Genomic DNA, 22,932 nt, shown 5'->3' on the forward strand with positions numbered 1-22,932 from the left:
GTCACGGCTTAGGAAGCTCGAAGCGGTCCGGGACCCGCCGACACTGCTGACCCGCCCGCCGGTCCGCTTAGCCATCATCACCCCCGAGGCGTGCTGCTCCCACCGCGAGGGAGCCTTTGCGCCAACCCTATCGGCCCGGACGGGAAGGGGCACGAGTAGTTCAGGCATCGCCTACTTGCTTTTCCCCTTGAAACATCGGCAAAGATACCTGTTTCCCTCCGTTTTCGGCGGGATCGATTGAATACGCCATCCGGCAGGTCTAAGTTCGGGGCAAGAGGGAGAGGGCCCGAACGGTTCCGAACTATCAGTTGCTCAGCTGCGTAGACGTCCGGGGGATAACGACATGGAATTCAGCGACTATGGGCAGCACATCCGCCGCAACTGGAAGCTCCTGGTCGGCTGCCTGCTGCTTGGCCTTGTGTCCGCGGCGGCTGCGTCAGCTTTGATGGCGCCGGTCTACCAATCGACAACCAAGCTCTTCGTAGCCACCCAAAGCTCGGGCAGCGTTCTGGAACTGCAGCAGGGCAACAACTTCACGCAGCAGCGCGTCCAGTCCTATGTGCTGACAGCGTCCACGCCCCTGGTTCTTCAGCCCGTCATCGACAACCTCGGACTGCCCCTGAATTCCAGCCAGCTGGCAAACAAACTCCAAGTGAGCGCGGAACTCAACACCGTAGTCATTGCCATCACCGCCAGTGACGCCACGCCTGAAGGAGCTGCACGGATCGCGTCCGGCGTCGCCGAAAGCCTCATGGGAGTCATCGGAAACCTGGAGTCAACGGCCGAAAAGACTCCCCTGAAACTCACGGTCGTGGCCCCTGCGGAGATTCCTTTGGGCCCGGCTTCCCCCAACATCCTGCTCAATCTCGTCATTGGCCTGATCGTCGGGCTTGCCGTGGGGATCGGCGCCGCAGTGCTCGGGACGGTCCTTGATACGAAGATCAGGTGTGAAGCGGACCTCAAACGCATCACTGACGGCGCCGTCCTGGGCGGGGTTCCGCATGACCCGGCGACCGGCAAGAAGTCGCTGATCACCCATTCCGTACTGAAATCGGCCCGCGCTGAAGCCTTCCGGCAGGTGCGCACGAATCTTCAATATGCGCACTTCGGTAAGGGTGCAAACTCCATGCTGGTGACCTCTGCGATTCCAGGGGAAGGGAAGTCGACCTCTTGCATTCATCTCGCACTCACCCTGGCTGAAACCGGACAGTCCGTCGTCATTGTGGACGCTGACCTGCGAAGGCCCAGCGTTGCCGGCTACCTGGGACTGGAACAGACAGCGGGACTGACCACTGCCCTGATCGGCCGAGCCGAAGTGGATGACCTGCTCCAGCCGTATGGGGCCCACGGCGTTCACGTCCTGGCCTCAGGGCACGTTCCACCCAATCCGAGTGAACTGCTCGGGTCGAAGGAAATGACAGAGCTGATCCGGTACCTGGAGGGCCGCTTCGACCACGTACTTCTCGACGCGCCCCCATTGCTCCCCGTCACGGATGCCGCTGTCCTGGCCCCGCGTGTCGGCGGTGTGGTGCTGGTTGTGGGCGCCCGGCAGGTCCGCCTGGCCGAGGTCCGCAAGGCCCTCGCGTCACTGTCGATGGTCGATGCCCGGCTTCTGGGGATCGTCCTGAACCGGCTGCCGGGACGGGGCCCCGATTCCCAACGCTACGGCTACGGCAGCTACCAGCTTTCTGAAAAAGAGGCCAGAACGGCAGCGGATGCCGAGGCCCTGCGGACGCAGCTGAGGGTTGTGACGCAGCTCCACCCTTCCCCGCGCGTGTACGGGCCGGGCGGCCCCGAGGGCAAAGGCGAAGAACGGATGGCTGATCCGACAACGGAACGTGCGGTGCGGCATTAACGGGACGCCTGTACCGTCGCCCGCTCCAGGACCGGCACCCGGTTACTTGTCTTCTCCCGAGGGCTACTTGCCCGCCGAAATGTGCTTACTTGTCTTTGCCCGGAAGCGGTATCGATAACTTTCCCCGAATGGCACATTGAGGGGACAACGCTATGTGGGCGCGGTCCCCCGGCCGGAACATTGCCGGCGCGGACCCGTGGGATCGGCCCCGCCGCGTTCAAGCCACCGCAGGGGGCCGCAGTCCGGCACCCCGCGCTCACCACAGGCTTCCCGGGGAAGGGACTTATATGTCACGCAGTAGCGGATCATCAGGAACATCCACCGGCTCCCGATCTTTGCGGGCAGCTGTCGCAGGCTTCACCAGCATCACCGTGATGACTGCGGCTCTCGTCTCCGCTTCCCCCGCCCGGTCCCTGGATCCGTTCGACCCGGACGAGCCGGGCACATGGCAGTCATCGCCGTATTCGCCGCTGGGCCCGGCAGATCTCGTGGTCACCAACAACACAACGCGCCTCACCTTCGAAAGCCAGGCGGGCCTTCCGGCCGCTGATGGCAGGGGCACCGGATTCACACTCCTCCAGCCTTCAACCGCACACGACGGCGGCCCCTTCTTCGTGCCGGCGGACCTCACAGTTGCCTCCGGCTTCCTCCATGTCACCGCATCTTCAGGAAGCACGCTTCTGGACTCCAACTCGCAGGACAATGCGCTGGGTGTCGGGCTTGTACCGGCCGCTGCCACAATTCGGATATCCGCCACGCTCGACGCCCCCCGGCGGCTGCAGCCCGCGACGGAGGCCGGCGTGTGGCTTGGACCCGACGACGACAATCTTGTCAGACTGTTCCTGACAGGTTCGGATGATGCCGGAACCTGGGAGATGAAGCTGCAACGTGAACGGGACGGCGAATCGGAGGCGGCATCCCAGGACCTTATCTCGGTTCCACTGCATGCTGTGCCACAGGGTCGGGCCGTGAAATTGGTGCTCGACGTTGATCCCGCGGCGGAAGCCGTCCTGGCCTCGTACCAGGTCGGTGCAGATGCTCCTGTCAACATCGGACGCATGGAGGTTCCCGCGAACTTCCTCGACGGAACCCTGCTTACGGCATCCGGCGCAGGCGGTGCAAAGTCCCTGGCAGGAATCTTCGCCACGGCAGCCGGGGAACCGGCAGGCGAGCGGCCCACAGTCAGTTTCGACGATTTCAGCGCCAAAGAGCTGCCGTCCACCGCCAAACCAGCCCCGGCCAGCCCCGGCTCACCGGCAAAACCGACGGCAGAACCCGGCGCCAAGCCGTCATCCTCTCCGGCCCCGGACCCCGGCCAGCTACCCTCGCCGTCGCCGTCGGCCCCGCCGTCGACCTCACAACCACCCTCGCCGCCGGCCATCGCCTCTCCGCTTGAGGACGCTCCTGCTCCATCCGGGTCGTTGCCGGCGACGCGGCCGGCCGCTCCCCCCGGCAGCGGGCCGGGTCCGGCCCCGGCCGAATCCACCACCGGCGCCGGCCCGGCAGACGGAATCGATTCAAGCCCCGCGACCAAAGAAGGCGCGTCCCCGAACAACGGCTGCCTTGAGGGAGAGTGGCGCGTTGAGTACTTCTTCGGCACGTCCCTTGAAGGGTCCCCTGTCGTGACCGGATGCGATGCGGCGATAGACCAGGATTTCCTGCCCGGCGCCGGCCCGGAGGGGGTCGGCTCTGAGAACTACTCAACACGCTGGGTAAAGGTCCTGCACGCGGGGGCAGGCGACTACTCGTTCGCAGCCAATGCCGACGACGGCGTCAGGATCACCATCGACGGCGACCTCCTGATCGACGCATGGAAGCAGGATATTGTCGGCGGGCCCCATACAGCCGAGGTGAGCCTCGACGGCGGGGCGCACGTCGTGGCGGTGGAATACTTTCAAGCCGGCGGCGCTGCCTCAGTCCAGGCCGGTTACAGCAAGGACGGCGCAGACACCGAACCGCCGATCCCGGCGTCGGGATTAACCACCCGCGGAGGACCTTCCGCTGTGCACCTGAGCTGGAAAGCGAGCGGCTCCAAGGATGTCGCGGGGTACCGCGTCTACCGGGGAACCCGGCACGGCGTCGACGTCACGCTGGATCCGCTGTCCGGCGACGAACCGGTGACAGGCACATCCTTCAGCGACACTTCGGCCCAGGCAGGGACCACCTATTACTACACCGTCGTGGCCCTTGATGCCGCCGGCAATGACTCGTCCGCGTCCAACGAAGCGGCGGGTTCGCTCGCAGCAGCGGACACGACGCCTCCTCCTGCACCAAGCGGGCTGACGGCAGCCTCCGGGGACACCCGGGTAAGCCTGTCCTGGACCGCGCCGTCCGCAGCGGACATCGCGGGATACCGCGTCTACCGCTCCCTCCAGCCCGTGGTCAAAGATACGGGATCCCTCCATTCAGGTCCGGCCCTGGTTACCGCACCAGCGTATGAGGACACCACTGCGACAAACGGCACCACCTACTTCTATGTGGTGTCAGCCGTGGATCTGTCCGGCAACGAGTCAGGCGTCTCCAATGAGGTCCACGCCGTCCCCGTAGTCCCGAACTCGACCAACATCAGGGTGGACTTTACTGTTACATCCGGCGTGCCTGCTTCCGGGTATGCCGCCGACTGGGGCGAAGCGTTCTCCGCCCGGACCGGCCCGAACCAAGGGACCGGACTCACATACGGCTGGAAGACACCGGACGGAAACCCGCTAAGCCTGGTCGGAAACGGGCGGGACCGGAACCGTACCGGAGTAGACGCAAGACTCGATTCCATCATCCACATGCAGTACGGCGATGATCCGGGAACAAACGGCGTGAAAACCGAGGGTATCTGGGAAGCTGCAGTGCCGGACGGACTCTACCGGGTCACCGTCGCCGTAGGAGACCAGGCTTTCTCCGCGGGGTACAACTCGGTGCATGCCATCAACGTCGAGGCCGGCGTCGGCATAGAAAAGTTCCAAGGTTCGGCGGCACAGGAGTACCAGACCACCACTGTCATTGCCGGCGTCTGGGACGGCGCCCTGACCATCACCGCCTCCGGCGGCACCAATACCAAGCTGGCCTACATCGACATTGTCGGTATGGAACGCGCACCGCACATCGATACGATGCGCCCTGAGAACCGCTCCACCGGACAGGACCCCACAGACGGCGTATCGGCGACAATCCGCGTCCCTTACGCCGGAGTAGGCGTGGACGCGAGCACCCTGCCCGGCAACGTCCATATCTACGAGGTTGCCTCCGGGAGCGAAGTCCCGTCATCCACCGGAACGTCCGGGGGCAACGACGTGATTGCCACGCAGCCAACTTCGCCACTGAAACCGGACACCACCTACCGGTTTACAGTGACCAGCGGCGTCAAAGACAACTACGGGGCCCCGTTCATTCCCTTCACCTCGATCTTCACCACGGGCCACGGGGGAATTTCGGCAGGAGCGGACTACACGCCGCTGACAGGGGTCTCCTTCACCAAAGTCGAACAGCCGGCAGCTTCCGGGAAGTACTGGTCCTCCATGGCCTTCGGCCCCGACGGGAAGCTGTATGCCTCCACGATAGGCCAGGGACTCTTCCGGTTTGCCGTGGCCGCGGACGGCTCGCTCTCTGCCATGGAGGACCTGGGCTATGCCGGCCGGGCCATCATCGGCCTGGTCTTTGACAGGACAGGGACTGCAGCCAGCCCCAAGCTGTGGATCACCTCCACGAGCGCCAACACGTACAACGAGCAGGGCGAATGGATCTCGGGCGTAAGCATGCTCTCCGGCCCGGCGCTGCAGACCGAATCCCGGGTCTTTACAGGGCTGCCCCGCTCGCAGGCTGACCACCTGACCAACTCCATGGCTTACGGCCGCGACGGCCGCCTCTACTTCATGCAGGGCTCCAACCAGGGGGCCGGCGACCTGGACAATTCCTGGGGCCAGCGGGGCGAAAAACTCCTGACGGCCGCTGCCCTCGTCTTCGACCCCGCAGATCCGGCTGTGCAGCAGGCAATCACCAGCGGGACGCCGATCAACGTCCAAACTTCCGGAGGAGGAACCTACGACCCGTATGCTCCCGGGGCGCCCCTGAAGATCTATGCCACCGGCATCCGGAACGCCTACGACCTGGTCTGGCACTCCAACGGCCATCTGTACGTCCCCACCAACGGCACGGCCGGAGGTGCAAACTCCCCCGGGGTAACACAGAATCCGGACGGCACCTACACCCGCGTGGCGGCCGAGGGGATCCCCGGCTACAGCTCCGTGAACGGCCAGGACGTTACCCGGCAGTGCCAGCGCCGCTCTTACACGGGAGGCACGGCACCGGCCGTGGGAAACCAGCCGACCCAGCGGGACTTCCTGTTTGATGTGGTGGAAGGCGGCTACTACGGGCATCCCAACCCTGAACGGTGCGAATGGATACTGAATGAAGGCAACGACCCCCTGAACCCGCCCACCGCTCCGGGACAGGGCGGAAGTAAATACCCCTCGGGGACGAAGGCCGACCCTAATTACCGGGGCTTTTCCTACGACTTCGGCTTCAACAAGTCTCCTAACGGCTCCATCGAATACAAGAGCAGCACTTTTGGCGGACAACTGAAGGGCCGGCTCATTGTTACCCGGTTCTCCAACAACAACGACCTTTTGTTCCTCCAGGTGGACCCCGCCACAGGCAAAGTGCTCGGCGAACAAACGTCACTGGGCATCAGTGGCGTACCGAACTCCGCGATCAGCGGCGTTGATGGTTTCAACGACCCGCTGGAAGTCGTAGAGGACCCTAAGACCGGAAATCTGTACGTGAACCAGTACGACCGGAGCGGCAGCAACCAGGCGATGTTCCTCCTGAAGGTTCCCTCGGCGCAGCAGGCAGCCCCGCTGACGTCGTCCGTGTCCGAAATGGTCTTCTCGGCCGTCAAGAGCACCGTCGGCCCGACCAAGTCCGTGACTATCACCAATACCGGTTCCGCTTCAGCCACCCTCAGCACGTCGATCGCCGGAACCAACCCGGCGGAATTCAGCTTTAACGGGGGCAACGGGACCACGCTCAGCCCGGGCGCCACCACCACCATCCAGGTCACTTTCAAGCCCGGCACCACGGTGGGGCAGCGACAGGCCGTCCTGCGCATCGCAGCGGCCGGGAGCACCCTCGACGTCGGACTCTACGGCCTGACGATGAACGGCCTCGAGGGGCTGAATGAGCCGCCCTTCCAGGACGTTGCCGGTACCCTCGGCTACAAGATCAATGTCGGCTGGAGCACCCTGGAGGGGGGTACGCAGGCCACGGCCAAGGGAGATGAACTCCTGGAACCGCTTTTCCTCAAGGCCGGCACACAGCCCGTCTCGATGGTCCCCCTCGCCCAATACGCGCCCAGGGAGGACCTGCCCTTCGGGTGGTACACGGGCGACGGAACGCCGGCGCAACTGCATAAACTCGGCTCAATCGACATTTCCGGATACCAGTCCCTTCTGCCGCCGTCGTCCCCGGGAACCCTGCAGACTTTCGACCCCGGCACCCAAAGTTTCGGGTTCTACTACTACTCCAACGCCTTCCAGCGGACGGGTTATACGGAGGACCGCCTAAACTCCGGAGGCGTCGCCCACCGTGCACGCGTTTACCCGGCCAAGGACCGGACGGGAACGCCAATGGCCAACAGCTTCATTGTGGCCTTCGAGGACGCCTCCAACGGCGACTACCAGGACTATGTCTTTCTTGTGCAGGGTGTCCGGCCGGCCTCCGGCGGTGCCACTCCTCCGGCCACGGGTGCGTTCAAGGTCAACTTCTCCAACCTCGCGGCAGGGCTTCCCACCGGGTATTTCCGGGACTTCGGTGAGCCGTTCGGTGCACGTACCCGGACCGATCAAGGCACAGGCCTCAGCTACGGATGGAAAAACCAGGCCACGGGAGCGCCCATCGATCTGTCCACCGCCGGTACAGCGGGGCCGGGCAACGGACGCCTGCGCACCACAAGCCAGCCCGACCTGCGGCTGAACACCCTCATGCATATGCAGGGTGCGGACGTTCCATCGTTTAACGGCGTCCCTGCGTACGCCTTCTGGGAAGCAGCCGTCCCCAACGGCGATTACGACGTGACGATCACCGTAGGGGATCCCGTCCCTCAAACAGCCACGGAATTACACACCATCAACCTCGAAGGCAGGAAGATCATCGACCGGTTTGCCCCGTCCGGGGATTCCGGGTCGGCTACGCGGCACCAGACGGCGGCAACGCGTGTCACCGTGACCGACGGTCTTTTGACGGTGGATGCGCAGGGCGGAATCAACACCAAGATCGACTACATCGACGTCGTTCCGGCGCCCACCGACCCGGGCGGCGATCCCACGGTGGGCGCCCAGGTGAAGGTCAACTTCCAGACGGCAGGTGCTCCGACGCCGACCGGATGGATACCGGACACGGGTGCGGCCTTCCTGGCGCAGCGCAAGTTCGGTTGGCTGGCGGGCGGCGCGCCCGCTGACCGCAGCTCCGCCACCCGTTACCGGACTGCCGCAACTGCGGGCATTGCCTATCCTGCCGACCCGCTGCTGCAGACACTGAATATCATGGGGCCCGCAAGCAATGTGTCCACCGGCGTTTGGGAGTATGCCGTCCCGGACGGCACTTACACGGTGGCAGCTTCAGCCGGGGACGCCGGTTACCTTGACTCCGCCCACGGGATCCTTGCCGAAGGCCAACCACTGATCGCCAACTTCGTCCCGACGGGCAGCACGCCTTTCCAGACCGGCTCACGGCAAATCACTGTTGCCGACGGCAAGCTCACGCTGAGTTCCAGTGGAACCAACACCAAAATCAATTGGGTATCGATCAAGGGCGCAGGCCTGGACACCCAGCCGGACCCGGTACCGACGGCAAAGTACAACTTCACTTTGCCCAGTGCCGTCACGCCCACCGGGTGGATCGCCGATTACGGAGGCATGTACGACGGCGACGGGTACGGCTGGTTCGTCAATGGCACCCCGACTGACCGGACGCTTGAAGCGAGGAACCGGCCGTCGGCGACGCCCGGAATCACTTATCCGGCGGGAGATCCGCTGCTGCAGTCGCTCGTCCAGATGCAAACGGCATCCAAGGGCGGGACGGATGGAATATGGCAGCGGGCCATTCCGAATGGAACCTACGAAGTAACGGCGTCCGTAGGAGACTCCGGCTATCTCGACTCGGTTCATGCCCTCAAGGTAGAGGAAACGCAACTCATTGCGCCTTTCACGCCTACCGGAACAAGCCCGTTCGCCTCCGGGACCGCAAGTGTGGACGTCACTGACGGGAAGCTTACGCTGACGCCGACCGGGACGAACACGAAGATCAACTGGGTCACCATCAAGGGCCCGAACCTGCTGAACCCCCTTCCGGCTGACACGACTGCGCCGGCGCCACCGACAGGCCTGACTGCGACCGTCGGCACCAACAAGGTCACCCTGAACTGGTCGGCGAACACCGAACCCGACCTCGCCGGCTACCACGTCGAACGCGCCACGGCACTCGCCGGGCCCTGGACAAGGCTCACCGGTACAACACCCGTCACCGCAACTGCGTACACCGACACCGCACCACCGGCGGCGTCCGCGGTCTACTACCGCATCATCGCCCTCGACACCTCAGCCAACGCCTCCGCCCCCTCGGCCACGGCACAGGCCAACACCACCGCCACGTCCCCGCCGGCCACCAGGATCAACACCGGCGGACCCGCCGTAACCACCGGAGGCCTGAACTGGCTCGCAGACACCTACTTCACCGGCGGAAAAACCTACACCAACGCCCTGGTCACCCAAATCGCCGGAACCACCGACGACTCCCTCTACCTCAACGAACGCAGCGGCAAAACCGCCTTCGGCTACGCAATACCCGTCCCCTCAGGCACCTACACCGTCAAACTCCACTTCGCCGAAATCTGGCACGGAGCCACCGGCGGCGGACCCGGCGGCACAGGCAAACGCATCTTCACCGTCAACCTCGAAGCCGGCACCCCGGAAATCACCAACCTGGACCTCAACGCCGTCGTAGCACCCATGACCGCCTACATCCGCACCCAACAGCTCACGGTAACCGACGGAACCCTCAACATTGACTTCACCGCCACCACCGACGAACCCACCATCGCCGCCATCGAAATCATCCCCGGCGGAACGGCTGACACGACTGCGCCGGCGCCACCGACAGGCCTGACTGCGACCGTCGGCACCAACAAGGTCACCCTGAACTGGTCGGCGAACACCGAACCCGACCTCGCCGGCTACCACGTCGAACGCGCCACGGCACTCGCCGGGCCCTGGACAAGGCTCACCGGTACAACACCCGTCACCGCAACTGCGTACACCGACACCGCACCACCGGCGGCGTCCGCGGTCTACTACCGCATCATCGCCCTCGACACCTCAGCCAACGCCTCCGCCCCCTCGGCCACGGCACAGGCCAACACCACCGCCACGTCCCCGCCGGCCACCAGGATCAACACCGGCGGACCCGCCGTAACCACCGGAGGCCTGAACTGGCTCGCAGACACCTACTTCACCGGCGGAAAAACCTACACCAACGCCCTGGTCACCCAAATCGCCGGAACCACCGACGACTCCCTCTACCTCAACGAACGCAGCGGCAAAACCGCCTTCGGCTACGCAATACCCGTCCCCTCAGGCACCTACACCGTCAAACTCCACTTCGCCGAAATCTGGCACGGAGCCACCGGCGGCGGACCCGGCGGCACAGGCAAACGCATCTTCACCGTCAACCTCGAAGCCGGCACCCCGGAAATCACCAACCTGGACCTCAACGCCGTCGTAGCACCCATGACCGCCTACATCCGCACCCAACAGCTCACGGTAACCGACGGAACCCTCAACATTGACTTCACCGCCACCACCGACGAACCCACCATCGCCGCCATCGAAATCATCCCCGGCAGCGTGTGAGGGCAGCGGAGGGCAGGGCGCAAGGGCAGCATCTGATGGGTTTGTGACACCTGAAGCAGGGTCCGGATGGGCGCCAACACTGCGGTCCCTAAGGCAGCCTCCGCTGCAGTTCCCCGGTCCGGGTGGAGGGTCCCGCCGATGTAGCCAGCAGCACTTCCTTGAGTTCGGCCCTGCTCGCCACATGCAATTTTGCGTAGACCTGGTAGAGATGCCCCTCGATCGTACGAATGGAGACGTGCATCTGTTCGGCGAGTCGCCGGTTTGATATCCCTGCGGCGGCGGCCTTGGCAACCTCCCGCTCCCTCGTGGTGAGGACAGAGGTAACCAGCGAATGAAGACCCTGACTGGCCCCGCAGAATCTGTCCTCGAACGATTGCTGTGCCCGCTGTGCGACCCGGAGGATAAGCCTGTTGCCCGATTCCCCGGCGCACAGAACAGCCTTTCGCGCCGCATCCCTTGCCATGAGGACGTTGCCCGCGGCTTCGGCGTCCCGCGAGACGGCCAGCAGCGCCTCGCTGTCGCCTGAAGCCAGCCCGTCTGCGAACTTAGCGCAGAGGACTGCGAAAGAGCCGCTGCTCCGGTCGGCATGGAGCCTCAGCTCCCGCGCGAGCGGCTGGCTGCCCTGCCTCGCGGCCGCGGAGAGGAAGTGGAGCGCCGGCGCGACGGCGCCTGATTGCGCATCGCAAAGCGCTTCGCTGAGAAGCAGCCCGGTCAGGTCCCCTTGTTCCCGGGATTCAACCCGGGCGGAGGCCGCATAATAGGCGGCGAGCCGGGAAACCATCCAGGTACCGGCCGGCAGTCCGTCCATCCCGGCCAGGAGGGCTTCCGTCTTCTGCTTCTTGCCGAGCAGCGCGGCTGCATAAGCGCCCGCGGCGAGCGCCAGGACAGCCACGCCGTCGTGGTCCCTGGCCAACAGCTGCCGCGCTCCAGCCTCCAGTGCGTGTAGCCCGGACTTCACGTGGCCCCGGTGGAAGAGAAGGACACCCGGAGCAATTTCAAACATTCCGCCGAGCCGGGAAGGAGGCTCGTTGGCAGCGGACATCTCCTTGAGATACTCCTGGCATTTTGCCAGTTCACCGAGCAGCAGCCATACCTGCAGCAGGAGGGCGCGCACCTCCCGCACCACACGGTCCGGCAGGTGCGTGTCCGCGGCTGCCTGGGCGATCTGCGCGCCGAGGCCGAGCGCGCGCCGGCTGTCTCCGAGAACAGCCCACGCCATACACTGCAGCGCAGTTGCACGGATCTGCCGCTCACGCCCAAGCTCGGAGGCGTCGACGCCCCCCAGCAACGTCACAACATCCTGGTAGCGGCCCTGCATGGCAGCCAGGTCCGCTTCCGCCACGCGAAGCCGGGCCCGAAGGGTCGGGTCACCATGGGTGCCTGGTGCCTGCCGGTCGAGCCTGGCCTCCACCTCCCGGAGGCGAAGATGCGCACCGTCCGTTGTTGCCCCGGCCTGCGTGGACAGTTCAGCGATGGCCAGCTGCACGTCGGTCCATTCGCCGGCGGACATCCCGGACGGAAGGGACCTGTCCAGCCCCCGCAACGTCATTAATGCCGCTTCGCGGTCATCCAATGCCAGGTGCGCCCGCGCGGTTTCAAGGGCAGCCGCCGTCTGCACTTCATGCGCCGTGGCCCCGGTGAGGAAGCGCAGCGCGGTCGCGGGATCGGAGGCGTTGTTTGCAGCCCTGGCGGCGGACAACGCCGACCCGGCAGTCAGGTGCTCTCCGCAGTCCAAGGCCCATACGGCGTCCATCAGTTCCTGCTCGTGCATCCTGTCCGGATCCATGACGGCAGTGAGTCGGCGGCGCAACTCGGAGCTTCGTCCGGGAGGCACGACTCCGGCAGCGATGCCGGCGGAGACTGCATCGGCGATGGTGACTGTCTGCAGGTGGTCACTGCCGACGGCAATAACGGATGCTTCCTGCAGGGAGTCGATGTCCCGAGGGTCGGAGACGCTCATGAGGGCCCGAAGCGGGACCGAGCCGGCCAGAGCGAGCAGTTCGAAGACATCGCGCTGGCCGGCGGAAAGCAGGTTAAGCCTCGCCTTCACTATCTCCCTTATTTCGTCTCCGGGAACGGCGTGCTCATCGCCAAGCAACCAGGTATCGTCCTGCCGGACCAGGGTGCCCTGTCTGATCTGTTCCTTCGCCGCAGTCGTCAGGAAGAGGGCGTTACCTCCGCTGGCATGCCATAGTGCGCGCACGGCCGTTTGCGAAAAAGTACCACCGAACCGAAGCCGGAGAAGTGCCGCAGTTTCGTCGAAATCGAACGGCAACACGTTGATGCGGCGCAAGAGGTCATCCTTGCATAACGCCTGGATCTCTCCGCCGGCCAACTGCAGGTCTGCGCAGGCTGCCAGGAGACGCACGTGACCCCCGGAGCTGAGATGGGCGATCGTCATCGCCGACAGCTCATCGAGCTCATGCGCATTATCCACAAAAAGTACGATGCCCTTGCCTTGGGCTTTCTTATGCAGCAACTGGGTCAGGCCCCGCAGGACCATGAGCGGCTGCTGGGTGTTCACCGGTTCCAGATCGTTGAGGAGAACGCTGAGCGCCCCGTAATGGAGCGTCTTCGACGCGGCAGTGCCCCTGACCTGCACCACAAAGTAGTTCTGCCCGAGCTGCTCCAACGCCCTTCGCGCCATAAAAGACTTACCGGATCCAGGTCCGCCAACGAGCAACACTCCGCAGCCGGTTCCGGACGCGAGCTCGGAGGCGATGCCCATGATCGCGTCATGCCGGATACAGTCGCCCCGGCAGGCTGCGGTTTTTTCGGCGTCAGGTGGCGGCCCGGACATCTGGTACATAGCGAACCTTCTCGATGAAAGCTGGATCGATGATCACATCAACCTATGGAGAAGGGGGACGGAACGCATGCGTAACGACTACTCGATTCGAATCCGCGCTGTTACGCGTACGTACTTGCCTGTACTTGGTAAAGGGGCAGGGGGTTGTTATTCAAAACCAGGTAGTCGGCCGCGCCGCCCGGGGCTGTTGACCCCGCAGCCCAAGTAGTTTCCGGGCTTCATCCGGGTGCGGTTCCGCCTACGCAGCCTGGTTCAAGGCATCCTCGGCGGCGACCCACGAGATCATGGCGCACTTAACACGGGCGGCGTAGCGGGCCACTCCTTCAAAGGCCGCGGCATCGCCGAGCAGTTCGGCGTCCGCCGGCACCTTCCCGCGGGACCGCAGGACTTCCCGGAAACTGTCGATGACTTCATGCAGTTCCGCCACGGTCATGCCTTCGGCCATTTCGCTGAGGACCGAGGCCGAAGCCATGGAGATGGAGCAGCCGGCACCGTCCCATGACACCTGCGCCACTTTTCCGTTGGCGACGGCCAGCCGCAAGGTAACTTCGTCGCCGCATACGGGGTTGAGCTGGTGCGACTGCCCGGTGCTGGCGCCTTCCGGTGCGGCGGTTTCCGCCAGGCCGCTGCCGTGGCGGGCTTTGGAGTGGTCCAGGATGATCTGCTGGTACAGCTGGTCAAGGCTCATGGTTATACCTTCGAATCTGCTCTGCTAGGCACCGAAGTATCCCCGCACGCCGGACACGGCGTCCAGGAAGCGGTCCACGTCGTCGGTGGTGTTGTACAGGTAGGCGCTCGCCCTGGTAGTGGCCGTCAGGCCAAGCCGGCGGTGCAGCGGCTGGGCACAGTGGTGGCCCACGCGGACGGCGATCCCGCGCGCATCAAGGAACTGTCCGACGTCGTGCGCGTGCACGCCTTCGACGTCGAACGCAGCCAGTCCGATCCGGTCCTCCCCCGCTGCAGGGCCAAGGACCCTGATCCCGGGCAGCTCCGCGAGCCCCGCGACCATGCGCTGGCCGAGCGCCGACTCCCACTGGTGGATGCGGTCCAGGCCCGTCTCCGTCAGGTAGTTCACGGCCGCGGCCAGAGCTACGGCCTGCGAAATGCGCTGCGTTCCGGCCTCGAAGCGCTGGGGCGCAGGCAGGTACTCGGCACGTTCCATGGTAACCGTGGTGATCATGGAACCGCCCGTGAGGAACGGCGGCAGGATGTCCAGGAGCTCCTGCTTGCCGTAGAGCACACCGATCCCGGTGGGCGCCAGCATCTTATGGCCGGACAGGACGGCGAAGTCGACGTCGAGTTCCTTCACGTCCAGGGGCATGTGCGGGGCGGACTGGCAGGCGTCCAGGACTACCAGCGCGCCCGCCTTCCGGCCCAGCGCCACGAGGTCATGGACCGGGTTGATGGTACCCAGGACGTTCGATGCGTGCGTAAAGGCGAGGACCCGCGTGCGGGGGTTGATGATCCGGGCGGCCTCGTCCATGCGCAGGCGGCCGGCGTCGTCAATCGGGATGTAGCGGAGCTTGGCTCCCGTTCGGAAGGCCAGCTCCTGCCATGGAATCAGGTTGGCGTGGTGCTCCATTTCGGTGACCACGATCTCGTCACCGGGGCCGGGTGCCAGCTCCTTCAGCCCGGAGTCGCCGCGGCCCTGTGCAGCCCACAGGCCGGCATTGGACAGGGCATAGCTGACCAGGTTCAGGCCCTCGGTGGCATTCGAGGTCCAGACGGTCTCGGCGAAGTCCGCACCGATGAACGCGGACACGGTTTCGCGGGCAGCCTCGAAAACCTCCGTGGCTTCCACTGCCAGGTGGTGTGCGCCCCGGTGGACGGCCGCGTTGCGCTGTTCGTAGAATTCCTGCTCGGCTTCGATGACGCTCAACGGATTCTGCGAGGTGGCACCGGAATCGAGGTACACCAGGGGCTGGCCGTTGACCTGCTGGTCCAGGACCGGGAAGTCGTTCCGGATCCGGGCGACCTCACTGTTATCCATCGCCGGCAGGGCAGGCGAGAGGGTGGCTGGCGTTGATACTACGGCCAAAACGAACTCCTTGAACTGCCAATGGATGACATTCAATTGTCCCACAGCACGGCTGTGGCGGCCGCCCGGAGCAGCCGCCACAACCGCTCCGGGCTTCACCCCGCGGAGCGGAGGGCCGGCGGCGGCTGGGGGGAGAGTCTCGGTCTCAGAAGACTCTGTCGTCGCCGGCCCCGTCTTGACCGGCCCGGGAGCCGGAAGATCGTTTCCGCTTTAAGTAAAGACCGGGAAGCCGGCGGGCACACGAGTAGGAAGTACTCTAATCATCCGGTACGGACTACCGGCACCCCCGCAGGCTACCCGGGGCGGCGGCAGCGCACCTTTTGCGGCAGCGTCGGCGGGGGCACACCGCTAGTTTGGCAGGGCGGACTCCAGCTCTTCCCTGCTGCGCACCCCGAGTTTGACGTAGGTGCGGTACAGGTGGCCCTCCACTGTGCGGACCGAGACCATCAGCCGCTGGGCTATCTCGCGGTCCGTCAAGCCCTGCACGGCCAGTTCCACGATGTCCTGTTCCCGGCGCGTGAGGTGGACGCTGGGTGCCGCAGCGATGAAGCGGCCCTCCCGGAACCGTTCGCCCAACTCGTGGTCGCACCGTTCCCGCTGGGCTACGGCCTGCCGCGAACGCCTGCGTTCGCCTTCCGCGTCAAGGACCGTGCTGGCCCGCGCATAGGCTTCCCGGGCGAGGTTCAGGAATCCCGCGACTTCCAGGGCGGCTGCGGTTTCCATCAGGCCGTCCCCGCCTGCCTGGTCCCAGTCCGCCGCCAGTTTGTGCAGCGCCTCCGCCCAGCCGCCCTGCACCGTCCCGGCAACGGCCTGCACCTGCGGTATAACCGAGCTGTCGCCGAGGTCCCAGCACATCGCAAGGATCTCCAGCAGCGTCCCCATCCTGCCCGAGGCCTCAGCTGCGGTGGCCAGCGTATGCAGCGACGCAAGTCCCTTTCCGTCCCGCCCCAGGTATTCGGCAGCTGCGGCGGCATATCCGGAGGCCAGCAGGTCGTAGGCCGGGCCGCCCGCCGACGTATCCTTGTAGTCCTGCTCCAGCCGCTTGGCCTGGGCGGTGTCCCCCAGTCGCGCTGCAGCGTAGAATCCCAGCGCGGAGCCCAACCGGAACAGCAGCAGTGGATCGTTCAACCGCAGCGCCTCAACCGCAGGCAGCAGCAACTGGTACGCACGCTCCATCCGGCCCTGCCGCAGCATTGCGTAGCCCCGGAGGATCTGCAGGCTGCCGTTGAACGTGGCTGCGCCGGCGGCATGGGTGTCGGCGTAGCTGCTGATTTCCTGCTCGGCGGATTCCCATTCACCCAGGGCGACGTAGCTGGCAGCCAGCCTGCCAAGTACGAACTCGGGAAAGAAAAAGAGGCTGTCCTGCAGGCCAGGAAGTTCCGCTGCCGCCATCAGGGCAGCCTCAAGCCCGTCCACTGCCCGGCCCGCTGCGTCCAGGGTCTGGGCCAGCAGCGCATCACCCATGGCAATGACGGCCGCATGGCCGGGGCCAGGATGCGGGACGGCCCGGAGTTGGTCCATGGCCTCTTCCAGCGCACGGGGCTGGGCCTTGTCCCCGAGGTGCAGCAGCCATGGCAGGGCGTCCCGCCATTCATGCCCGTCCACCCCGCCGGCGTCCGCGGCGGAGCCCGCGGCCTCCGGAGGCGGCGGGTGGCCCGCCGCCTGGTGGGCGCAGGCGCGGAGCAGCAGCACGGAAGGACCCTGGGGATGGTCGGCCAGGCTGTCAGCACAGGCGTCCAGTAAGGCCGCAGCGTCCGCATAGGCCCCTTGGTTGTAAAGGGCACGGCCCTGGATGGCCCGGGCCAGGGGTGCCAGGGAGGGGTCGTGCACCCGGGCGGCGATGGCTGCCGCGCTGCCGTCGCGGAACCGGTCCACGGCCTCCTGGGCAGCTGCGGCGAGGTCCGGTTCCGCCACGGTAACCCCGGATTCCAGGGCCCATTCGGTGTGGCGCAGGAGGCCTTCCCCGTGCAGTCCGGCCGTGTCCTGGTACGCCGCTGTCTTTTCGAACAGCTGGAGGCTGCGCGAGACGGAGACCGTGTTCCGGATGGCCCGTGCATACAGTTCATTCCACAGCGACAGCTCCGCCGGGATGCCCGTATTCTCCACGATCAGCTGCTGGTCCAGGAGTGACCGGACCACCGCCGCCCCGGTGGCCTCCTCGATCGCCTTGCGGCCCACGGGTCCGGCCAGCGCGATCAGTTTCAGCGCTTCCTGTTCTTCCGGCGGGCGACGGAGCTGGTCTTTGGCCACCACGGCTCTGAGTCGGGGACCGTCAGCCGGCAGCGGGCCCATCAGGATCCAGATGCCGTTCCGCCTGGCAAGCGTCCCGGCCTCGGCAGCGTCGTGGAGCAAGGCATCGAGGATCCGCGGGTTCCCGCCCGTGGCATTCCAGATGGCATCCACGGTGGCATCAGGGACGGTCCCGTCGAGGATATGGCCCAGCACCTCTTGGACGTGGCTCCTGTCCAGTGGCCTGAGATCCACCCGTTCAGCCAGCCCGTCGAACCACAGCTGGCTCATCGGCTGCGGGAGGCCGGGACGCGGCCGCGCCGCCGCCACCACGCTGGCCCACCCCGCTGCGATCAGGTCGGCCACTACCGCGGCGGATGCCTCATCGAGGTAATGGGCGTCGTCCAGCACCAGCAGCACCGGCGCGCTGCCGCCGGCCCTCAGCTCCTCAAAGTAGCTCCAGATGGAACGCAGGACCGCCACCGGGGACACTGATTCCTCGGCGGTCAGCTCTCCGGTGTAGGGGGTGAGGACTCCGAACGGCACCGATGAGAGCGCCGCGCTGCCGTGGACCCTGACCACCGTGAGCTCCCCCTCCAGCCGCTCCGCCACTGCATCCGCGAGGGATGATTTCCCTACGCCGGGGCCGGCCATGATGAAGGCGGCATGGCTGGTGCCGTTGCGGATCATGGCGCAGATCCGGTCAAGAGACTCACGACGGCCGGCCAAAGGGCGGCGCGTGCTGGCAGGTTTGCGGCCGTTAGACGAGTCCAGTCAGATCACCCCTGGAAGTCACGCCCAGCTTGGTGAACACCTGGTACAGGTGTCCCTCCACAGTCCGCACGGAAACACCCATTTCCAGGGCGATGTCGCGGTTGGATGCACCGCCTCCGGCCAGCCGGGCTATCTGACGTTCCCTGCTGGTCAGCAGGGGGCTGCCGCTGGTGGGAACAATGGGAAGGTGGGCTACGGTCGCCGCGAGGATGTCCAGGCGGGCCTGCGCGGTCCGGGCAGTGGCGGCGTCGCCGTCGTGGCGGGCAAAGTCCACCGCGAGGGCCATGCAGCGCGCCTCGACGGCGTCGAGCTCGAGGGTGGCCGCAAGTTCGCCGGCGGCAAGCAGGGTTTTTGCGTCCTTGGTGCGGCTGCCGGCGGCGATCAGGCGCGACACCTCCGCCAGCGGCCCTTGCCGGTGTCCGGCAATGTCCTCCAGGAGGCGGAAGTCGGCATCCCCGCCGTTGACAGTGCCGGCCAGCTGGTGGATCCCGGCGATGGTGTACCGGCCGGCCTCGGCGTTAAGCCGGGCTTGTTCCTTCAACCCCTTCACCGCGTCGGGTTCACCCAGCCAACGGCGGGCCACAAGGGAACAAAACCCGATGATGGTCTCCGCGATGAAGCTGCTTCGGCCCGGGGCGGACTGCAGCTTGGCGAGGTATTTGCGGGCTTGTGCCGAGTTACCCGTCTGGGCGGAGGCGAGTGCGGTGGCAGCGTAGGCCGTCCGCAGGGGCGTCTGGACGGGCTGGTGCTCGAGCTGCGCCACCGCGGACACGAGCGGATCCAGTGCCTCTGCGCCGCGGCCGGCGAAGGTGTTGGCGATCCCGGCAGCCAGTTCCGCAGTGGCGGTGCGGTAGGGCAGGTAACTGGGCTCCCGGCTTCCTTCGGCGGGAAGGAGGTCCGCACACCGCCGCCACTGGCCGGCCAGCAGGAGCACGAGGTAGGACTCCCGGTGGTACCGCTCGCGCAGCCCAACCACCTCGGAAGCGTCGCTGAGCTGGCCGCCCAGCTGGCGCATCAGGCCGAGCGCGTCCATCTCCCGGCCGGACACAGCCAGCGCGGTCATGAGCAGGACTGCGGCATGCATCCGGTATGCCGTGTCCGGGTTCAGGGCGGGATCCGCGGCGGCTTCCAGGTCCGGGATCATGGCCGGGTAGTCGCCGGTGAAGGCCCGGTATTCAAGGCTGCTGAGGGCAATCCGGTTCGCTGCCACCGCCACAGGTTCGGGCCACCGGGGGCGCCCGCCGCCGCTGGTGATTCGTTGCCCGGCACGTTCCAGGAGCGCGGGGATCCCGGCCGTGCGCTCGGGGAGCCAGAGCATGGTCCGGCATTTGGCAGCGGTGATCTCCGCGTACTCCACCTCGTCCAGGGCATCCAATTCCGGCGGGGAGATTTCTTCCAGGGCCGCCATGGCCTGAAGCGGCAGGTCAAGCTGGAGGTAGGCGGCAGCCTTCCGGCGCTGCCCGGGCACCCATTGGGGGTCCGTCCTGCGCAGCATATCGGCATAGGTGAGTGCGAACCTCGGATCGAACAACTGCACTGCGGCGTCGGCTGCGGCGAGTGCCAGTGCCGGGCTCAGCTCCGCCTCGCACTCGTGAGTCCAGGCGGCGAACACCATCAGTTCCTCGACAGTCATCCCGGCCGGGTCCGGCTCCGCACCTTCAAGCAGTAACGCGCGGAGTTCGCGGCGGCGGCCTATCCCCAGCCAGGTCCGGACCACGTCCCCGATGTATTTTTCCCGCAGCGAGACCCAGCGGTGTTCGGAACCATCGATCCCAAGGAGTCCCCCATCCTCCATGTCAGCCACCACGTCCGCGCCGTAGAGTGCGCTGAGCCGGGTCAACTCCACCCTCCGCGCACAGGAGAGCATTTCAATGACGTTGCGGGTTTCCGGGGTTTCCCTGGACCAGCGCGACCGGACTATGTCCTCCAGGCTGGCGGCCCCGTCCAGGACTACTTTGTCGCGGAGGGTCCAGACCGAATCGGAGAGCACCAGGTTGCCGGACAATTGCTGCTCGGCAACAAGGGCCTTGAGCAGGAGCGGGTTGCCGCCCACCATGTGGTGGCAGGTGCTGACCAGGGATGCGGAGACCTTGTGGCCCAGCAGGGAGAGCAGGACCTGCCGGGTCTGCAGTTCGTTGAGGTTGTCCAACCGGACCTCGCTGAGCCGGCGGTCGGCAAGCAGCCAGTGGAAATCCACGGGAAGGTCGCTGCTCCTGGGTGCCACGGCAATGATCCTGGCCGTTCCGGTCATGAGAACATTCAGCAGGACGCCGGCGCTCATGTCGTCAATGGCCCCGCAGGTGTCCAGCGTGATGATGCACTGGCGGCCGGCGGCATCGGAACGGATCAGCGAGGTGATGCCCCGAAGGATGGCGGTGGGCGAGCCCATATACGCCTGCGGGAGCCGTGCCAGGAGGAAGGACAGGCAGCCGTACGGTGTGGCCGCGCCGGCGGGGCCGCACCTCAACTGGAGCGGCCAGGCCTCTTCTCCCAGGTCGGCGACAGCTGCACGCGCCAGCGAGGATTTCCCCACCCCGCGGGGGCCGGTGATGACCGCGCCCAGCGATCCCTCGCGCGTGAGTGCCGCCCGGACGGCGTCCAGGTTGGCGCTCCGTGCGGGTGCTGACCAGCGCGGGGCCTCCGGCACCGCGGCCGCACGGCCGTGCGGCCCAACACTGTGGGGTGCTGACCCACGTCCCCAGCTGAGTGGCTCGATTGACATGAACTTATCCCCTACGTCCCCGGTAGCGGAATGTAGCTCCATTGCTCCCCCGCATAGGAAGAAGAGTACTCCCACCCCCTGACAACACGACAGGGCCGATGGGCTTAAAGTTTCGCCGGACCCTTACCCGGACTTTGCGGGGTGGAACCGCTGCTGGGCGGCCGGCAGCCCTTCCCGTACCAGCGATTCCACGGCGTCCGCAGACTCATCCAGCAGGAACGGCAGCTCCTTGAGCTCTGCGGTGCCGAAATCACGGAGGACATAATCGGCGGTGTCCATCCTGCCCGGAGGCCGGCCCACTCCCACGCGCACGCGCAGGTAATCCTTGGTGCCGAGGGCCTTTGAGATGTCGCGGAGCCCGTTGTGCCCGCCCTCGCCTCCGCCGATCTTCAGCTTCACTGTATTAAAGGGAATGTCGATCTCGTCATGCACCGCCACCACGTGGCCGGGTTCGATCCCGTAGAAGTTCGCCAGTGCTGACACCGGCCCGCCGGAGACATTCATGTAGCTCATCGGCTTGGCGAGCACCACACGGGGACCGCCGATGCCGAGCCGTCCTTCGAGGACCTGTGCCCGCGCCTTGTGTGTCCTGAACCCGGCACCCATGCGGCCTGCGAGCTCGTCCAGGACCATCTGTCCCACGTTGTGCCGGTTGCCCTGGTACTGGGCGCCGGGGTTGCCGAGGCCAACGATCAGCCAGGTGTCAGTCATGGATCCATCCTAGGGTGCTGGAGGCGGACAGGGCCGGACACGGCAATGGCCGGACCCCGCAGGGTCCGGCCATTGACTTGCGCCGGGTGATTACTCGGCTGCTGCTTCTTCAGCCTCTTCGGCGGCTGCGGGAGTCTCCTCGGCAGCTGCTTCTTCGCCTTCGGTCTCTTCCTCGGCAACAACGGTGGCTTCGGAGATGTTGACCACAAGCGCGTCGGCGTCCGTCAGCAGGACGGTGCCCTTCGGCAGGACCAGGTCGGAAGCGTGGATGTGCTCGCCGGCGCCACGGCCTTCGATGCTGACCGAAACGGACTCGGGCAGGTGGGTTGCCTCTGCTTCGACGGACACGGAGGTCAGTTCGAGGTTGTGGACAGTCTCGGGAGCGGTTTCGCCTTCGACGTGGACGGGAACGTCAACGGTGACCTTTTCGCCCTTGCGGACGGTCAGAAGGTCGATGTGCTCGATGATCTGCTTGATCGGGTCGCGCTGTACGTCCTTGACCAGTGCCAGGTGGCCTTCGCCGTTGATGTCCAGCGACAGCAGGGCGTTCGGGGTGCGGACGGCCAGGGTGGTGGCCTTGGCGGGCAGGGTGACGTGGATGGGCTCTGCACCGTGGCCGTAGATAACGGCGGGGATCAGGTTGGCCATCCGGGCGCGGCGGGCGTAGCCCTTGCCGAATTCGGTGCGCAGTTCTGCTGCGAGCTTCTGCTCAGACATGGATTATCTCCTTGAAGATGAAACGGTGTTCAGCAAGGGCGGAGGTCTGTACGACCTTCAACGCCGGACGGCCCGGAGGCGGCCCTTCAAGAAGGCACCCTTCCGCTGGAAGGGCAGTTCAGACCCAGTCGATAACGGAGAACTGCCAGCCGGACGTCCGGTTTATACCGGTTGCCGCGCTGC

9 protein-coding genes are annotated in these 22,932 nt (G+C 65.8%); 2 read left to right on the top strand and 7 right to left on the bottom strand.

All coding sequences use genetic code 11. The features are described 5' to 3' along the window. The first annotated feature begins 343 nt into the window (after positions 1-343). Together ACIQCN_RS08935 and ACIQCN_RS08940 are read left to right on the top strand one after the other, a co-directional pair. The gene (locus ACIQCN_RS08935; protein WP_400610496.1) at positions 344-1,855 is read left to right on the top strand and encodes a polysaccharide biosynthesis tyrosine autokinase; all 1,512 of its coding nucleotides are present in this window, start codon (positions 344-346) and stop codon (positions 1,853-1,855) included. Positions 1,856-2,229: 374 nt separating this feature from the next. After that, the gene (locus ACIQCN_RS08940; RefSeq protein WP_400610498.1) at positions 2,230-10,749 is read left to right on the top strand and encodes a malectin domain-containing carbohydrate-binding protein; all 8,520 of its coding nucleotides are present in this window, start codon (positions 2,230-2,232) and stop codon (positions 10,747-10,749) included. An 88-nt stretch (positions 10,750-10,837) separates the two neighbouring features. Here the strand turns inward: ACIQCN_RS08940 and ACIQCN_RS08945 are convergent, their stop codons facing one another. The 7 genes from ACIQCN_RS08945 to ACIQCN_RS08975 form a co-directional block, all read right to left on the bottom strand. After that, positions 10,838-13,558, bottom strand: a complete 2,721-nt coding sequence (locus ACIQCN_RS08945; protein ID WP_400610500.1) for a LuxR C-terminal-related transcriptional regulator — start codon at positions 13,556-13,558, stop codon at positions 10,838-10,840. A gap of 238 nt (positions 13,559-13,796) precedes the next feature. Then, entirely contained in the window at positions 13,797-14,246 is a 450-nt protein-coding gene (gene sufU / locus ACIQCN_RS08950; RefSeq protein WP_400605925.1) for a Fe-S cluster assembly sulfur transfer protein SufU, read from the bottom strand. A gap of 24 nt (positions 14,247-14,270) precedes the next feature. Beyond that, on the bottom strand, positions 14,271-15,596 hold the full coding sequence (locus ACIQCN_RS08955) for a cysteine desulfurase (RefSeq protein WP_400605923.1): 1,326 nt from the start codon (positions 15,594-15,596) through the stop codon (positions 14,271-14,273). Positions 15,597-15,944: 348 nt separating this feature from the next. Beyond that, positions 15,945-18,515 carry a LuxR C-terminal-related transcriptional regulator gene (locus ACIQCN_RS08960; protein ID WP_400610501.1) on the bottom strand — a complete coding sequence of 857 codons (2,571 nt, stop codon included), beginning with the start codon at positions 18,513-18,515 and terminating at the stop codon, positions 15,945-15,947. A gap of 70 nt (positions 18,516-18,585) precedes the next feature. After that, complete coding sequence (locus ACIQCN_RS08965; RefSeq protein WP_400610503.1) at positions 18,586-21,321, bottom strand: LuxR C-terminal-related transcriptional regulator; 2,736 nt, start codon at positions 21,319-21,321, stop codon at positions 18,586-18,588. Between the two features lie 123 nt (positions 21,322-21,444). Continuing rightward, entirely contained in the window at positions 21,445-22,032 is a 588-nt protein-coding gene (gene pth / locus ACIQCN_RS08970) for an aminoacyl-tRNA hydrolase (protein WP_400610505.1), read from the bottom strand. A 90-nt stretch (positions 22,033-22,122) separates the two neighbouring features. Continuing rightward, a complete protein-coding gene (locus ACIQCN_RS08975) occupies positions 22,123-22,749 on the bottom strand; it encodes a 50S ribosomal protein L25/general stress protein Ctc (protein ID WP_400605915.1) in 627 nt (208 codons plus the stop codon). Positions 22,750-22,932 lie beyond the last annotated feature (183 nt).

It is taken from the genome of Pseudarthrobacter sp. NPDC092424, from assembly GCF_044754925.1.
Lineage (GTDB): Bacteria > Actinomycetota > Actinomycetes > Actinomycetales > Micrococcaceae > Arthrobacter.

Excerpts from the sequence above, each read along its gene's own strand:
- ACIQCN_RS08935 (WP_400610496.1), top strand. The coding sequence starts at position 344 with ATGGAATTCAGCGACTATGGGCAGCACATCCGCCGCAACTGGAAGCTC.
- ACIQCN_RS08940 (WP_400610498.1), top strand. The coding sequence starts at position 2,230 with ATGACTGCGGCTCTCGTCTCCGCTTCCCCCGCCCGGTCCCTGGATCCG.
- ACIQCN_RS08945 (WP_400610500.1), bottom strand. The coding sequence starts at position 13,558 with ATGTACCAGATGTCCGGGCCGCCACCTGACGCCGAAAAAACCGCAGCC.
- sufU (WP_400605925.1), bottom strand. The coding sequence starts at position 14,246 with ATGAGCCTTGACCAGCTGTACCAGCAGATCATCCTGGACCACTCCAAA.
- ACIQCN_RS08960 (WP_400610501.1), bottom strand. The coding sequence starts at position 18,515 with ATGATCCGCAACGGCACCAGCCATGCCGCCTTCATCATGGCCGGCCCC.
- ACIQCN_RS08965 (WP_400610503.1), bottom strand. The coding sequence starts at position 21,321 with ATGTCAATCGAGCCACTCAGCTGGGGACGTGGGTCAGCACCCCACAGT.
- pth (WP_400610505.1), bottom strand. The coding sequence starts at position 22,032 with ATGACTGACACCTGGCTGATCGTTGGCCTCGGCAACCCCGGCGCCCAG.
- ACIQCN_RS08975 (WP_400605915.1), bottom strand. The coding sequence starts at position 22,749 with ATGTCTGAGCAGAAGCTCGCAGCAGAACTGCGCACCGAATTCGGCAAG.